Here is a 13,952-nt window from a genome sequence, read left to right as displayed (position 1 = left end):
GAGTAAGTGACACATGAACCAAGCAGCCCAAGCTCATGCAGCAACATTAAACGCAAAACGCTTTAAGCATTTAACACAGCAATTGCGCGGGCTGTTTCTCGGCTCGCTAGCTATTGCTATTGTACCCATGCAAGCTGCCGCTAGCGTGGAGAAAGCTTGTTCATTTCAGTTACCGCAAATCCATTTTACAAAATGCCTTAACTCCGCAGAAAAAAATGTTTTCATCAAAGATGGAAACCTTACATTTAAAAGCGACGCCAAAACCGATTTCTTTAACGACCCCGACGGCAAGCTCTCAAACAGCAATGCACCTGTATTACTGTCAAAAATCGACAACACCAAACCTTTCACCCTAACTGCAAAAGTGAGCCCCGACTTCAAAGAAACCTACGATGCCGGCGCGCTTTATATCTTTGTGACCGATAAGCTATGGCAGAAATTTGCGTTTGAACGCGATGAACGAGCTACAACGCGCGTTGTTAGTGTACGAACCATTGAAACCTCGGACGACAACAATCACCAACCCATTGGTCAAAAATCGGTGTATTTAAAAATTTCCTCAGACACTCAAACAGTCGCGTTTTATTTTTCTGAAGATAAAGTGAAATGGAATTTGGCGAGGCTTTATAAAAATAGCTACCCAGCCACTATTTGGGTTGGCGTGAGCTCTCAGTCACCTATGGGTAATGGCAATTCAACCCAATTTGAAAACCCTTCACTCATAATCGAAAGCGTTAAAGATTTTAGGATGGGGATTTAAACTGTAAGCCTTCTGTTTCTTATAAAGCACTCCTGAGATCGGAGTGCTTTTTCTCTGTTATAGCAGTCCCCGCTCAATTTCCTTCCAATATTTCGCTCCAGCTTGCTTCAAAAACTAGATTTTCATTACAGAAGTCTATTCGCTTTCGCTATTCAAACGAAAAATATTCTTCTTAGTTGTCGAATTTGAATTGTTCCATTCGACTAATAGACGTATGACATTTCTGCAACAACTTATGGAGAAGCAAATGAATAAAACGATTTTTATCAGCCTACCCGTCTCTAATCTAAATACTGCAATTCGCTTTTACGAAGCCTTGGGATTCGTACGTAACCTTCAATTTTCTGACGAAAGTACGGCTGGCATGGGATGGAGCGAGCACATTAAAGTCATGCTCATTACCCACGAAAAATGGCGTACGTTTACCAATCGCCCTATTCCGCCATCAACTTTCAGCGAGGTTGGGCTTTCTGTGTCTGTGGAGAGCCGGGAGCAGGTTGATCGAATGAATGAAGCGGCGGCAGCGAATGGCGGAACGGGAGATATAAACCCTGTTCAAGACCATGGCTTTATGTATTGTCGCGATATGGCTGATCCCGACGGACATATTTGGGGTGCTATGTGGATGGATCAATCGGCAATGACTAGCTCAAGCTAGGGAATCCAGAAAATGCGCCGCTGCCGCCGCCGCTTATGAGCGGAAACACCTAATTATGAAATGAATGTGCATATGTGCGTTGGGTCGTTTTACGCCAGAATAAATGTCATACAATATGGCCACGCTAACACAGCGTTACACACTCAAACATAACGAAAACAGAGGGCTGAATAATGAAATACAAAGGTTTAGCAGTGCTTGCGCTGGCCTTGCCAAGCTTGTGCTTCGCGCAAGCAGATCAAAAAGTGCTGGAAGATTTCAAACCGTCCAGTTTGAACCAACCCGGCAAAGAGTACCCGCAGGTGAACTCACAAGGTTACGCGCGCTTCCGTATTGAAGCGCCAGACGCCAAAGCCGTTAACGTAAGTTTAGGTTTGGGCGGAAAAGGCGGAACTGATTTGGTGAAAGGCGCTGACGGTGTTTGGACAGGAACTACTGCAGGCCCTATGGATGAAGGTTTCCATTATTACCACCTCAAAGTAGACGGCGGCATTTTCAATGACCCGGGCGCGATGAATTATTACGGTTCTGTTCGTTGGGAAAGCGGCATTGAGATTCCAGCGCACGATCAAGATTTTTACGCTGTTAAAAATGTTCCTCACGGTTTAGTACAGGAAGTTCTCTTCCCTTCTGCAAGCACAAACTCAACCAAGCGTGCATTTGTTTACACGCCTCCAGGTTACGAAAAGAACGACAAAAAAAATTACCCAGTTCTGTACCTGCAACACGGTTGGGGTGAAAATGAATACGCATGGATGAACCAAGGGCGCGCGAACTTGATTATGGATAACTTGATCGCCGAAGGAAAAATTAAGCCCTTTATTATCGTAACCACCTACGGCATGACCAACGAAGCCAAGTTTGGCACCATTGGTTCATTTGATATCAAACCATTCCAAACCGTGTTAATTGATGAATTAATCCCTTATGTTGATTCACATTTCCGCACTTTGTCTGACCGCAAAAATCGCGCAATGGCTGGCCTCTCAATGGGCGGCATGGAAACCAAAACCATTACTATGGCTAATTTGGATAAGTTTGCTTATATCGGATTATTCAGTGGTGGCTCATTCAAAATCGACGACGTAAATGCAACACCCGGCTTTAAAGAAAAAGTGAAGCTTGCGTTCGTGAGTTATGGCAGCCGCGAAATGATGGACGAGCGCATGCGCGGTTTTGTTGGCGATCCAAAAGCCAATACCGAAGCTTTGAAAGCAGCTGGCATTAACAGTGTGCTTTACGTTTCGCCCGACACCGCACACGAATTCTTAAGCTGGAGACGCAGCTTGCGCGAATTCGCTCCTTTGTTGTTTAAGGATTAATACAATTTATTTCAGTGCGCATAATTTGCGCACTGAAATATCTAGTAACTCGCACCAACGTACACCCGCCGAATCCAAAGCCTTTTATCAAACCTATCAAATTCAAACACAAAGCCTATAGACTAAATACAGCCTCAAAAGCTACATTAGCACCGACTATTTCCCCTAGGCTTTGGTTATGACCGAACTGAGTTACCTGCTACAACAATCCACCAACAAATTGCTGGACTTGATTAAAGACGCTGCCCCCGGAAGCTCGCAGCTACCCAATGATTTTGCTTTATCACGTGATCTGGGCATAAGCCGCACCACTGTGCGCACTGCAATCACACACTTGTGCGACCAAGGTATTTTGAAGCGTGAAGGCAATTTGAAAATTGTTTTACGTGCACCGAAACCAACTGATTATTTTGACATCAGCAATGAGCCTTCCACCAAAGAAGAACAGTTCGAGAAGTATTTTTTATCCTTGATTAGCTCTGGCAAATTAATGCCGGGCGATCGCTTTTCTGAGTTAGATTTAGCCAAAAAATCCAACTGCATCACCATTACGGTGCGTGAGTTTTTAATTAAATTTGCACACACCGGGCTCATTAAAAAGAACCCGAGAGCGCAATGGCAAATGGTTGAGTTTGATGTTCAATTTGCTGAGGAGTTGATTAGTTTTAGAAAGATATTGGAAATGGCGTCTATTCGTGCGTTGCTCGAGCGCCCTGCTGAAGACCCGGTTTGGGGTGAATTAAGTGATTTACTTGCCGAACACAAAGCTTTGCTTGCCGATATAGATAATAAATTTAACGATTTCCCTGCTTTGGATGCGCGCCTACATCGGCTGATTCAAAGCGCATCCGGCAACCGGTTTATCAACCAGTTTTTTAATATAGTGACTTTCATTTGCCACTATCACTATCAGTGGGACAAATCAGACGAGAAAGAGCGCAATGCGATTGCGGTATCTGAACACATAGATTTATTGAACAATTTATTATCGCGCGATATTGCCGGCTCGGTAATGAGCTTGGAAAAACACCTCAACACGGCGCAACGCACGCTAATGCGTTCTGCGCACGGCCTAACGGATTAAACCGAATCAACGATTATTTATCGTTTGATTCGGTTCTTCTTTAAGCTAGCGTCACTACCGCTTTAATCAAGCTGTCCTGTTCACCAAGCCATTGCGGTAATTTAGTTGGTAGATCTTTTAATTCCGCGGTATGCGTATTCAGCAGATCAATCGGAATTTTTCCATCCTTGATGGACGAAATAACGGTATTGAAATCCTGTTTGGTCGCGTTTCGGCTGCCGATGATGCGCATTTCGCGCGCGTGAAAAAACGGATCATCAAAGGTAATTTGATCTTTCACCACGCTGATAAACACGCTGCTTCCACCGTGTGCAACATATTTCAAGCTCGCTTCCATAGCGCGCTTATTTCCAGTTGCATCCAAGACTACATCAAACATATCGCCGTTGGTGTGTTGTTCAATGTCTGCGTCGGTGGTTGAACTCAATACAAAACCTTTAGCTCCTTTTACTAATGACTCTGCGCCAGATATGCGAGCTGCATTCACATCCAAAATAGCGACCGAACCGCCTGCGATTTGTGCAAAAAGCGCGGCACCTAAACCTATGGGACCTGCACCTACCACCAAGACGCGGTCGCCCGATTTAATCTCACCGCGACGCACGCCATGTGCACCAATGGAGAGGAACTCTACCATTGCGGCTTGCGCAAAGGTTAAATCACCTGCGGGGTAAAGTTGGCTTTCCGGAACCGTAATAAATTCAGTCATACCACCATCGGTGTGCACACCAAGAACACGGATATTGGTGCAGCAATTTGGCTTTTCTTTTCTGCAGGCGATGCATTTACCACACGGCAAATAGGGGTTAACAATAACCCTGTCACCCACTGATAATGCTGAGCCAAGATTCGTTTCCGCCACTTCACCCGATAGCTCATGCCCCATAACGCGCGGGTACTGCAGGAACGGATGAGAACCCTCGTAAATATGGAAATCCGTACCGCATATTCCAATGGATCGAACCTTAACTTTTACCATGCCCGGTATAAGAGCCGGTTCCGCCCTATCCTCCAGCGTTAACTTTCCGGGCTCAACGCACACAACTGACAACATATCTCTTCCCCGAGGCCAATCAGGCCCCACTTAAATGACTTTTATAGTTAATACCCAACTATTTGGGGTGAACCCTAACTGCTCTGTACCCATAAACGGCAATAATCAAGAAACACAACAATGGCAATGAAAAGGACGCTTGTGTTGCCGATAAAGCACTGGATGACCAGTTATCGATAATTACCGCTTGCAACATGGGCAAAAATGTTCCGCCGACGATGGCGGCAATTAAACCTGCGGCTGCAAATTTTGCATCGTCACCGCGAATACCTTCGAGTGCAATTCCATAAATCGTGGGGAACATGAGTGACATGCAGCCAGAAATTCCCACCAAACAATAAATACCTAAACTGCCGCCCAACGTGATAGTTCCAACACTTAAAACAATGCCGCCCGCAGCCAACGTCATTAACAAGGTTCCGGGTGCAATGTATTTCAATAAGAAAGTACAAATAAAACGGCTTACGCAAAAAATAATCATGGCGATAACGTTGAAATTTTGCGATTTAACTTGTGCGGCGGCTTCTGACATTCCTTGGGCAACAAACACTTCAGTGCCGTAATGAATAATAAAAGTCCAACACATAATTTGCGCGCCCACATAAAACACCTGCGCGATTACACCTTCCACATAACGTGGCGTACGAATCAAGCGGGCAAAAATTTCTTTAGTGGTGCTATTACCTTCGACGGTCTCTTTACCGCTTGGCATTTTCATGCAGGCAATCAGCAAAAACATAACCGCGATTACAATACCTATGACAATATAAGGATGACTTAGCACAGCCAAATCCGCAGACTTAACTGCTTCAAAATCCGCAGCAGATAAGGTTTCGCGCGTAGCGCGGTCGCGTGAATCCATGCGCGCCAAAATAAATTGCGATGCAGCGTACATTCCTAACAAACCACCGATAGGATTAAACGCTTGCGCAAGATTAAGGCGACGCGTTGCGGTTGCTGCTGGCCCCATGGAAAGAATGTAAGGATTGGCGCTGGTTTCTAAAAAAGACAAGCCAGATGTCAAAATAAAATAGGCAATTAAGAAAGGATAAAACTCACCAATATAACTCGCAGGCACAAATAATAACCCACCGACAGCATACAACCCGAGCCCCATTAAAATGCCCGCTTTGTAGGAATAGCGACGAATAAAAAATGCGGCGGGAAATGCCATTAACCCATAACCACCGTAGTAGGCAACTTGCACCCAAGTTGCATCTGTCGCCGTGGTTAAAAAGATTTTTTGAAATGCGGCAACCATTGGGTTAGTCACATCGTTTGCAAAGCCCCACAGAGCAAAACAAAAGGTCACCAACATAAATGCCAACAGCATATGTTTGGGAACTAAACTTTCTGAGGGCGCATCCACCGACTGATGCGATTCTTGAACACTAGCGCTCGGGTTGGCCATGGAAGTTACCTGTTATTATGATCGAGTGGTTATTATGATTGAATGATTATTGTTAGTGGCGATGACATCAACTGATGTCCAATTTATAAAAATGAATAGCGTTTTGTCCCCAAATGGATTTTTGATCTTCAAGTGAAAATGGCTTTAAGAAAGCTTCCAGATATTCAATCCATTCTGCGTAGCTCGCGGCGAGAGTACACACCGGCCAATCACTTCCCCACATTAATCGCTGCGCACCAAAGCAATTAGCCAAATGATTCATATAGGGATAAAGACTTTCGTAAGAAACCCTTTTTCCGGCCTCCGTTACTAATCCAGATATTTTGCAAAATGCGGTTGAGTCTTGGCTGATCTTTTGAATTTTTTCTGCCCAGGGATTAAATACATCAGCCGCTATATCCGGTTTCGCGCCGTGATCTACAACAACTCTTAATTCAGGGTAACGTTTAAGCAGAATATAAAGCGCATCCAGATGAACAGGTTTTACCAAGGCATCGAAGGTTAACTCTTTATCGATAAGCCATTTGAATACAGGATCAAGTTCAGGCTTCAACATCCAGTTGGGATCGGCAATGCCCTGAATAATTGGGCGAATACCTTTTAGCTTTTTATGTTGATGCAAGCGTTCCAACACCGCGAGCGAACCGGGCAAATTCATATCCACCCAACCCACAACGCCGGCAACATATTCGTATTTGTCTGCAATATCTAAAATGAAATCTGTCTCTGCTACCGTTTCAGCGGCTTGCACAATGACGGTGTAATCGACAGCATTTTCTAAGAGAAGGGGTTGTAAATCCTGCGGCAAAAAATCACGTTGAAGGCTCGCGGGTTCCGCATCAAGCCAGTAATAATCACCCCGATCCAGCTTCCAAAAATGCTGGTGACTATCGACGCGTAAGGTGCTGTTCAAGGTGGAATCCTCTTATTATATGATCGCAGGTCTACGACGAGCCAAAAGGTAAACGCTACCTTGCGCAATGTCAATCTGTATATAATAAACACTTTTAACAACGGATAAGATCTATGAGCAACCCCGCACTACCCAGGGTGATTTTCGGTACAAGTGGCCTTGGCAATTTGTTTAATGAGCCAAGCTACGCCAGTAAGCGCGATACGGTTGCGGAGGTAATTAAGCATTCCGGCAATGTCGCGGTATTTGATAGTGCCGGCAAATACGGTGCGGGTTTGGCTTTGGAATGTTTAGGACAAAGCTTAAAAGAGTTGGGAATCTCGCCATCTGCAGTCCAAATCTCTAACAAATTGGGCTGGAAACGAGTACCACTCACCTCACCCCAACCCACCTTCGAACCCGGCGCCTGGGTAAATCTTAAACACGATGCCATCCAAACCATCAATTACGATGGAATTATGGAATGCTACCACCAAGGCAATGAGCTACTAGGCGACTACCCCGCACGATTGGTTTCTATTCATGACCCCGATGAATATCTTGCCGCTGCCGCTAGTGCGCAAGACCGCGCGAAACGTCTGAATGACATTCTCGAAGGTTACCGCGCCTTAAATGATCTAAAGCAAAAAGGAGAGGTGGATTCCATTGGCATAGGCTCAAAAGATCCGCGTGTTATCGGTGAAATCAGCAAACTGGTGAAGCTGGATTGGGCCATGTTCGCATGCAGTCTTACACCTTATACCCACGAGCCACATGTGGTTGAGCTTATTGAGCGTTTGGGGCGTGAGCAGGTGCAAATTCTAAATTCGGCAGTCTTTAACTCTGGTTTTCTAACGGGCGGTAATTATTACAACTACCAGTTAGTCACCCCCACCACTCACCCTGAATTATTTAAATGGCGCGAAGCCTTTTTCGCACTGTGTAAAAAACATAATGCAGATCCAGCCGCGGTATGTGTTCAATTCTCTTTCCGTTTTCCTGCGGTAACAAGTGTTGCACTCAACACAACCTCTCCAAGCCGCGTTGCTGGAAATATCGCATTAGCCACAGCGCAGATAAGCGATGAACTTTGGAAAGAGTTGATGCAGGCAGGTTTAATCGCTGTTTAACTTGAAAAAAATTCCCTTATTATGCATCCCTCTATTGCATCGTTTATTTCGGGAGAACATTTATGTTGAAACAGATTGGCTTCGCCTTAACGTTTGGATTATCAATCACAGCTTACGCAAAACCTGCATTCACCGGCCCCGATTTTAGCGGGCAGTATGAGTGTACAGGCATGGACGACCACGAAGGAAAATACACAGGAAAAGTCACCCTACAATTGGTGACTTCGCAAAGTATGGGAAACTACGGCGCTTACAATTTTAAATTAGATGTCCCTGGCTTTGGCTCCTACCCTGGCCACGCCGCCGCTAATGGAACGCAAATGGCTATTCACTTTGCGCTCACCGATCCCAGTACAAAAGATTACGGAACCGGGATCGCAAATTTTTCCAAAAATAAAGACGGCAAATGGGTATTCCACAAATATTATTATGAACCTGAATTTAAATCTGGAAACTTTGGCGAAGAAGATTGCGTTCAGCGTTAATTAGCCAAATAATTTTTTCACAAAATAACCTTTATCAACGCGGCGGCATTTCTTCAAAGCTCGGCAAGTTGGGATCAACGCGATCCCAATCGAGTGCGCGTGAGGTATATGTTCTTACACTCGGCGTGTAACGGCTCGGATCATCTAAGGTACCCGCACGCACACTCATCGCAGCAGGATTTGCTGAAAAAGTCATATATACCGGCGTTCCACACCTACGGCAAAACGCACGTGTTTTTACATTTCCACTATCGGCAGTCATGCTCCACTCGCCCGCTTCACCTTCTACGCGAGCTGCTGCCCGTGGAAAAACCCAATGCGATGCATGGCCGTTTCCACTTTCTTTTCTACAATCAGTGCAATGGCATTCAACACCAATAAATGGCTCCGCAGTAATTTCGTAACGAATAGCGCCACAAGCGCAACCGCCGGTGTAAGAAGTTGTCATGATTTTTCTCCAAGAGTTAACTATATTCAGGTCGTTTTATAAGAATTAATTCAACAGACTTATCACCGCAGGCTGTAGCGAAGAAAAAGAAGCCCGTTATCGCGCACCGAAGCCTCCAGCAATTTTAATTGTCGCCGCTCTATTAATTCGCTAAACAGATTTTTACCTTCCCCGATTAACACCGGGTAAACAATCAAGCGAATTTCATCCAACAAATCTGCTTCAATACACAGCTGTGTAAGCTGCGCTCCGCCCATAAGGTAAATGGCTTTTCCAGGCTGCTGCTTTAGGTTGTCGATGTCTTTCAAGCTACGAATAAATCGAGTATGAGCCCATTGCGCTTGGGTCTGAGTTTTCGACAACACCAAGTGCGGCGTTTGCGATGCAAATTGACTCCAACTCACCTCAGCGGGCGTGGGCACTTTTTCTGTCATAGGATGCACATCTTGCGGCGCTGCGGCCAATGCCGACCAATAAGCCTCATAACCGGGGTACATGGCGCCGCCCAACAAACAGGTATCTATTTCACTAGTCAGGCCGTAGTCTTCTGACCAAGCATCTACCCAATCGGCGTAGCCTTCATTACTTTCTATTTTTCCATCGAGTGATACTTTGAATCCGGCAATAAGTTTTCGCATATCAAGAACCTCGTTAATCTATCGACCTGTTTGGATTTGCTCTGAGCTATAGTAGTTGCCGGCTTTTATTGAGGGGGAGTAACAAATATGACGGGATCTGCATGGATTCGATAATTACCAGCGCTGCTCTGGCACTTGCGCGTGGTGACTTTTTTGGCGCACTCAACCGAGTCGCCTTGCGTGAAGATGCACCTGCATTAGCGCTGCGCGGAATCGCAATGGCGCAACTGGGCGACCTAGAGCGCGCGAAACTCTTATTGCGTAAAGCAGCGCGTGGATTCGGCACCAAGGAACCCGTATCAAAAGCGCGCTGCATTGTGGCAGAGATGGAAATAGCCTTAGCGCTACGCGACTTGGATGGTTCCGCTGATCAATTGAAGTTCGCACAAAAGATCCTTCATGCTCACGACGATTTTATTAACGCTGCTTATGCGCAGCATTTACAAACTCGTTTGCTATTACTCTTTGGCAAGCTGGATGAGGCCGAAACACTGACTAACAGCTTAGATGTGAGCTTATTCTCTCCTGCTTTTAACGCGGCGCACCAACTCGTTGTCGCTGGGATAGCGATACGCCGTTTGCAAATTGGCAAAACTCGCGCTGCCATCGCCCGCGCGCAAGAAGCAGCAACGCGCGCGCAAATTCCTTCTTTGTTTGCTGAAATTCATAAGGCATCTCAAATACTGGAAGCACCTGCTGCGCGCGTGAAGTCGCAGCAGGGCGAGCAGTTATTACTACTGGAAGATGTTGAAACGCTGTTCGCGTCCAACGCAATAATCGTGGACGCATGTCGTTATGTGATTCGCCATCAATCAACCATTATTTCTCTCGCAAGCCGCCCGGTTTTATTCAACCTTTTGTTGGCGCTCGGTGAAGCCTGGCCGCAAGATGTATCGCGCGATCAGCTCATCAAAATCGCCTTTCGCCACAAACAAGTGGATGAATCCTTACGCGCACGCCTGCGAGTAGAAATAGGCCGTCTGCGCGCAGAAATTGCTGCACTTGCCGACATCAAAGCTACCCCACAGGGTTTCGCACTTGTTCCCCATACTAAACAAGATGTAATTGTGCTCAACCAACCGATTGCAGAAAAACATCCGGAAATTATTGCCATGCTTGCAGATGGCGAAGCTTGGTCAAGTTCAGCGCTCGCATTAGTCTTGGGCATAAGCCAACGCACTGTTCAACGCGCGCTCGAATCACTCGCCAGCTTAGGAAAAGTTCAATCCTTCGGGAAAGGACAAGCGCGTCGCTGGATCACATCCCCGCTTCCCGGTGTCACGACAATATTGTTACTCCCGGGCGCGTTTCCCGGTAATTAAACTGGTCGAACTTATCTAACCCAGAGACCTATCCAACACAGAGACTTTTACCATGAAAAAATCAGCAGCTGAAATTATCGGGGAATACGGGCCTTTTCCGGGCGTTGATGCCGTACACGGTGTGAGTTTTGACGGCGAAAAAGTGTGGTTCGCATCAGGCGATAAACTCAATGTTTTGAACCCCGAAAGCGGCAAGATAGATCGTTCGCTTAATGTGGCAGCCCATGCAGGCACAGCTTTTGACGGCAAATTTCTCTACCAAATCGTTGAAGCGCAAATCCAAAAAATCGACCCCAATACTGGCAAGGTAATGTCTGCAATTCCAACACCACCGGGCGGTGCTGCGGGTATGGCGTGGGCAGAAGGCGCGCTTTGGGTCGGGCAACACCGCGCGAAAAAAATTCACAAAGTAAACCCAGACACCGGCGAAATTCTTGCCACCATTGAATCGAACCGTTTCGTCACCGGCGTAACCTGGGTAGATGGCGAACTATGGCACGCCACCTGGCAAGACGACCAAAGCGATTTGCGACAAGTTGATCCTGCAAACGGAGAGGTTTTGCAAAGCCTATCAATGCCCCAAGGCACTTTCATTTCAGGCCTCGAATCCGACGGTGTAAACCGATTTTTCTGCGGTGGAGGCTCCAGCGGCAAAATACGCGCTGTACGCAGACCTGCGTAAAAATAAAGTGCCGATGAGCGAGTTAAGCTCTACCAAATACTAACTCGCTGCTCGGACGGCAACTACATTGAATCACCGGGTTTACGATGCGCATATCGTAAACCGCGCAATATTTTCAAAATTATTGCGCACCGCTACTAGGTAACTCACCACCAAGATCGCATTGACTACCCAATCACCTAATGCGCGTCATTTCGCAATAAAACTTAGCATTTCAAAAGCTGGGTTTATGACAACTGAACAGGTAAAATATTTTCCATGTAAACCTGCTCGCAGAGTTATTTACCACTCATCACCTACTGCCCTACCTAATGTTATGACTCAAGATATAAATTCACTTTCGCCTGATTACTTGCAAAGATTTGGTGGCATAGCAAGGTTGTATGGGCATGATGCTTTGGTCGCACTCAGCAAAGCACATTTCGTTGTTATAGGTTTGGGTGGCGTTGGCACTTGGGTGGCAGAAGCGCTCGCGCGTTCCGGCATTGGAACACTAACATTAATTGAATTAGATGATGTTTGTGTCACAAACACCAATCGACAATCTCACGCACTTAAATCCAACATAGGCCGCTCAAAAAATCAGGTGATTAGTGATCGATTGAAAGAGATTAATCCCGGCATTGTTATTCATTCTGTTGAAGATTTTATCGATCAAGACAACATGAAAGCACTCGTCGGCAAGCAACACCACGTGGTGATTGACGCAATGGACGCTGCACATATAAAAGCGCGCTTGGTTGCTTATTGCTTAGCGATTAAAGTGCGACTAATTACTGTTGGTTCATCGGGGGGAAAGCGTGACCCGCAACAGGTTCGTGTGGCGGATTTGGGCCGCACTGAAAGCGACCCCATGCTGGTAAAAATTCGCACGCAGCTCTACCGCCATTTTAATTTTTCGCGCGATAAAAATCGTAAATTCAGAGTTGATGCGGTTTTTTCCACAGAACAAATGGTTTACCCAAAACCAGATGGCAGCGTATGCATGGATAAAAAATTTTTGGAGGCCGGTGTAAAGCTCGATTGCGCGGGAGGGTTTGGTTCGAGCGTGATGGTAACGGGAACTTTCGGATTTGTTGCAGCCACCAAAGCTATTGAACGGTACCTAGCAGCTACGCTTAGCGCGACCTAGCGCACAGCTCAATTGCCAACTTGTTAAAATAAAATTCGCTTTCTAATGATACTTTCAAGGTAACACACCTCTCCCGAATTTATTCGTGACAGATAGCGCAGTTTAAATTTCCTTTGTTACTAAAATAGCGAGCCAATTCTTAAACACCGCGGCAGCAATTAAAGCAGAGGGACAAGCCATGCCATGTATTTCACGTTTAATCGGGCGAATTGAAAAATATATCTACATAAGGCCGAAAGCAAAACTCTTAATGGTTGTGTGTTGCGGTGCATTAAGCGCTTGCGGCGGAGGGGGAGGCGCAGGATCAGCATTTACTTCTACGTCACCGGTAACAAGCAGCAATGGAACAATGGAGAACCCATCTCAAATTATCAGCAGCGAAGCAAGCAGCATTCCTACGGTGGAATTAATTGCCGCACCTGATAGCAAATCCGGCAACTCTGCGTCTAATTCGTCGGCTTCAAAATCTTTACCAAATGGGAAATCGAGCAGCTCTCTAACAACTTCAAGCGCAAAAACGAGCAGCTCTTCATTAATTATTACACCCAGCAGCACAGCAAGCTCATCCTCTAATCCAGCCGGCTCGTCTTCTGTACCAACCAGTTCGTCCGCCGCGTCAGTATCCTCAATATCCAGCAGCGCACCTAGTTCAAAATCTTCAGTACCGGCCAGCTCGTCATCTAAGCCAGCGAGCTCATCTTCTGCACCAATAAGCTCGTCCTCCACACCAGCAAGCTCATCATCCGTCTCAACGAGTTCGTCTTCAGTACCAGCAAGCTCATCATCAACAAGCAGCACTTCTCAGCAAGCCTTCTATACTGAAAGCTTTGAGGGAAGCGCTCAGTCTGGAGGCGGCGCAAACTTTAGTTGGAGCGGCGGAGCGTGGAGCTTTGTCACGACTGACGCAGCAAAATCTGGCGCAAAATCTTTACGC

General features: G+C 46.2%; 15 protein-coding genes. 9 read left to right on the top strand and 6 right to left on the bottom strand.

The features are described 5' to 3' along the window. The first annotated feature begins 13 nt into the window (after positions 1-13). The 4 genes from U1F02_RS12900 to U1F02_RS12885 all read left to right on the top strand — a co-directional run bounded on the left by U1F02_RS12900 (position 14) and on the right by U1F02_RS12885 (position 3,824). Entirely contained in the window at positions 14-760 is a 747-nt protein-coding gene (locus tag U1F02_RS12900; RefSeq protein WP_409990807.1) for a DUF1349 domain-containing protein, read from the top strand. Between the two features lie 247 nt (positions 761-1,007). Next, positions 1,008-1,418, top strand: a complete 411-nt coding sequence (locus tag U1F02_RS12895; RefSeq protein WP_409990806.1) for a VOC family protein — start codon at positions 1,008-1,010, stop codon at positions 1,416-1,418. A gap of 173 nt (positions 1,419-1,591) precedes the next feature. Continuing rightward, positions 1,592-2,740, top strand: coding sequence for an alpha/beta hydrolase-fold protein (locus U1F02_RS12890; protein WP_409990805.1), 1,149 nt, complete (start codon positions 1,592-1,594; stop codon positions 2,738-2,740). Between the two features lie 178 nt (positions 2,741-2,918). After that, positions 2,919-3,824 carry an FCD domain-containing protein gene (locus U1F02_RS12885; RefSeq protein WP_409990804.1) on the top strand — a complete coding sequence of 302 codons (906 nt, stop codon included), beginning with the start codon at positions 2,919-2,921 and terminating at the stop codon, positions 3,822-3,824. 40 nt (positions 3,825-3,864) lie between these two features. On the opposite strand, the gene U1F02_RS12880 is transcribed toward U1F02_RS12885, so the two are convergent. The 3 genes from U1F02_RS12880 to U1F02_RS12870 form a co-directional block, all read right to left on the bottom strand. After that, positions 3,865-4,878, bottom strand: a complete 1,014-nt coding sequence (locus tag U1F02_RS12880; RefSeq protein ID WP_409990803.1) for a zinc-binding alcohol dehydrogenase family protein — start codon at positions 4,876-4,878, stop codon at positions 3,865-3,867. A gap of 58 nt (positions 4,879-4,936) precedes the next feature. Continuing rightward, positions 4,937-6,289: an L-fucose:H+ symporter permease gene (gene fucP / locus U1F02_RS12875; protein WP_409990802.1), complete on the bottom strand. Its 1,353-nt coding sequence runs from the start codon at positions 6,287-6,289 to the stop codon at positions 4,937-4,939. A gap of 67 nt (positions 6,290-6,356) precedes the next feature. After that, a complete protein-coding gene (locus U1F02_RS12870; RefSeq protein WP_409990801.1) occupies positions 6,357-7,202 on the bottom strand; it encodes an amidohydrolase family protein in 846 nt (281 codons plus the stop codon). Positions 7,203-7,315: 113 nt separating this feature from the next. Between U1F02_RS12870 and U1F02_RS12865 the strand changes: the two genes are divergently transcribed. Both U1F02_RS12865 and U1F02_RS12860 read left to right on the top strand, forming a co-directional pair. After that, entirely contained in the window at positions 7,316-8,311 is a 996-nt protein-coding gene (locus tag U1F02_RS12865) for an aldo/keto reductase (RefSeq protein WP_409990800.1), read from the top strand. Between the two features lie 62 nt (positions 8,312-8,373). Next, complete coding sequence (locus tag U1F02_RS12860) at positions 8,374-8,796, top strand: hypothetical protein (protein ID WP_409990799.1); 423 nt, start codon at positions 8,374-8,376, stop codon at positions 8,794-8,796. 34 nt (positions 8,797-8,830) lie between these two features. Here U1F02_RS12860 and U1F02_RS12855 read toward each other — a convergent pair whose 3' ends face one another. Together U1F02_RS12855 and U1F02_RS12850 are read right to left on the bottom strand one after the other, a co-directional pair. Beyond that, positions 8,831-9,244, bottom strand: coding sequence for a GFA family protein (locus U1F02_RS12855; RefSeq protein WP_409990798.1), 414 nt, complete (start codon positions 9,242-9,244; stop codon positions 8,831-8,833). A 62-nt stretch (positions 9,245-9,306) separates the two neighbouring features. Beyond that, positions 9,307-9,882 carry a dihydrofolate reductase family protein gene (locus U1F02_RS12850; RefSeq protein WP_409990797.1) on the bottom strand — a complete coding sequence of 192 codons (576 nt, stop codon included), beginning with the start codon at positions 9,880-9,882 and terminating at the stop codon, positions 9,307-9,309. 101 nt (positions 9,883-9,983) lie between these two features. On the opposite strand from U1F02_RS12850, the gene U1F02_RS12845 reads away from it, so the two are divergent. The 3 genes from U1F02_RS12845 to tcdA all read left to right on the top strand — a co-directional run bounded on the left by U1F02_RS12845 (position 9,984) and on the right by tcdA (position 13,018). Beyond that, positions 9,984-11,204, top strand: a complete 1,221-nt coding sequence (locus U1F02_RS12845; protein WP_409990796.1) for a hypothetical protein — start codon at positions 9,984-9,986, stop codon at positions 11,202-11,204. 52 nt (positions 11,205-11,256) lie between these two features. Then, positions 11,257-11,886: a glutaminyl-peptide cyclotransferase gene (locus tag U1F02_RS12840; RefSeq protein ID WP_409990795.1), complete on the top strand. Its 630-nt coding sequence runs from the start codon at positions 11,257-11,259 to the stop codon at positions 11,884-11,886. Between the two features lie 316 nt (positions 11,887-12,202). Continuing rightward, positions 12,203-13,018, top strand: a complete 816-nt coding sequence (gene tcdA, locus U1F02_RS12835; protein ID WP_409990830.1) for a tRNA cyclic N6-threonylcarbamoyladenosine(37) synthase TcdA — start codon at positions 12,203-12,205, stop codon at positions 13,016-13,018. Positions 13,019-13,381: 363 nt separating this feature from the next. Here the strand turns inward: tcdA and U1F02_RS12830 are convergent, their stop codons facing one another. After that, a complete protein-coding gene (locus U1F02_RS12830) occupies positions 13,382-13,816 on the bottom strand; it encodes a hypothetical protein (protein ID WP_409990794.1) in 435 nt (144 codons plus the stop codon). Positions 13,817-13,952: the final 136 nt, after the last annotated feature.

This window comes from Cellvibrio sp. (genome assembly GCF_046347455.1).
Lineage (GTDB): Bacteria > Pseudomonadota > Gammaproteobacteria > Pseudomonadales > Cellvibrionaceae > Cellvibrio.
Note: the sequence above shows the minus strand (reverse complement) of the source record. Positions and strands in the feature narration are given on the sequence as shown.

Excerpts from the sequence above, each read along its gene's own strand:
- U1F02_RS12840 (WP_409990795.1), top strand. The coding sequence starts at position 11,257 with ATGAAAAAATCAGCAGCTGAAATTATCGGGGAATACGGGCCTTTTCCG.
- U1F02_RS12860 (WP_409990799.1), top strand. The coding sequence starts at position 8,374 with ATGTTGAAACAGATTGGCTTCGCCTTAACGTTTGGATTATCAATCACA.
- U1F02_RS12895 (WP_409990806.1), top strand. The coding sequence starts at position 1,008 with ATGAATAAAACGATTTTTATCAGCCTACCCGTCTCTAATCTAAATACT.
- U1F02_RS12900 (WP_409990807.1), top strand. The coding sequence starts at position 14 with ATGAACCAAGCAGCCCAAGCTCATGCAGCAACATTAAACGCAAAACGC.
- U1F02_RS12845 (WP_409990796.1), top strand. The coding sequence starts at position 9,984 with ATGGATTCGATAATTACCAGCGCTGCTCTGGCACTTGCGCGTGGTGAC.
- U1F02_RS12885 (WP_409990804.1), top strand. The coding sequence starts at position 2,919 with ATGACCGAACTGAGTTACCTGCTACAACAATCCACCAACAAATTGCTG.
- U1F02_RS12865 (WP_409990800.1), top strand. The coding sequence starts at position 7,316 with ATGAGCAACCCCGCACTACCCAGGGTGATTTTCGGTACAAGTGGCCTT.
- U1F02_RS12880 (WP_409990803.1), bottom strand. The coding sequence starts at position 4,878 with ATGTTGTCAGTTGTGTGCGTTGAGCCCGGAAAGTTAACGCTGGAGGAT.
- U1F02_RS12850 (WP_409990797.1), bottom strand. The coding sequence starts at position 9,882 with ATGCGAAAACTTATTGCCGGATTCAAAGTATCACTCGATGGAAAAATA.
- U1F02_RS12855 (WP_409990798.1), bottom strand. The coding sequence starts at position 9,244 with ATGACAACTTCTTACACCGGCGGTTGCGCTTGTGGCGCTATTCGTTAC.
- fucP (WP_409990802.1), bottom strand. The coding sequence starts at position 6,289 with ATGGCCAACCCGAGCGCTAGTGTTCAAGAATCGCATCAGTCGGTGGAT.
- U1F02_RS12890 (WP_409990805.1), top strand. The coding sequence starts at position 1,592 with ATGAAATACAAAGGTTTAGCAGTGCTTGCGCTGGCCTTGCCAAGCTTG.
- tcdA (WP_409990830.1), top strand. The coding sequence starts at position 12,203 with ATGACTCAAGATATAAATTCACTTTCGCCTGATTACTTGCAAAGATTT.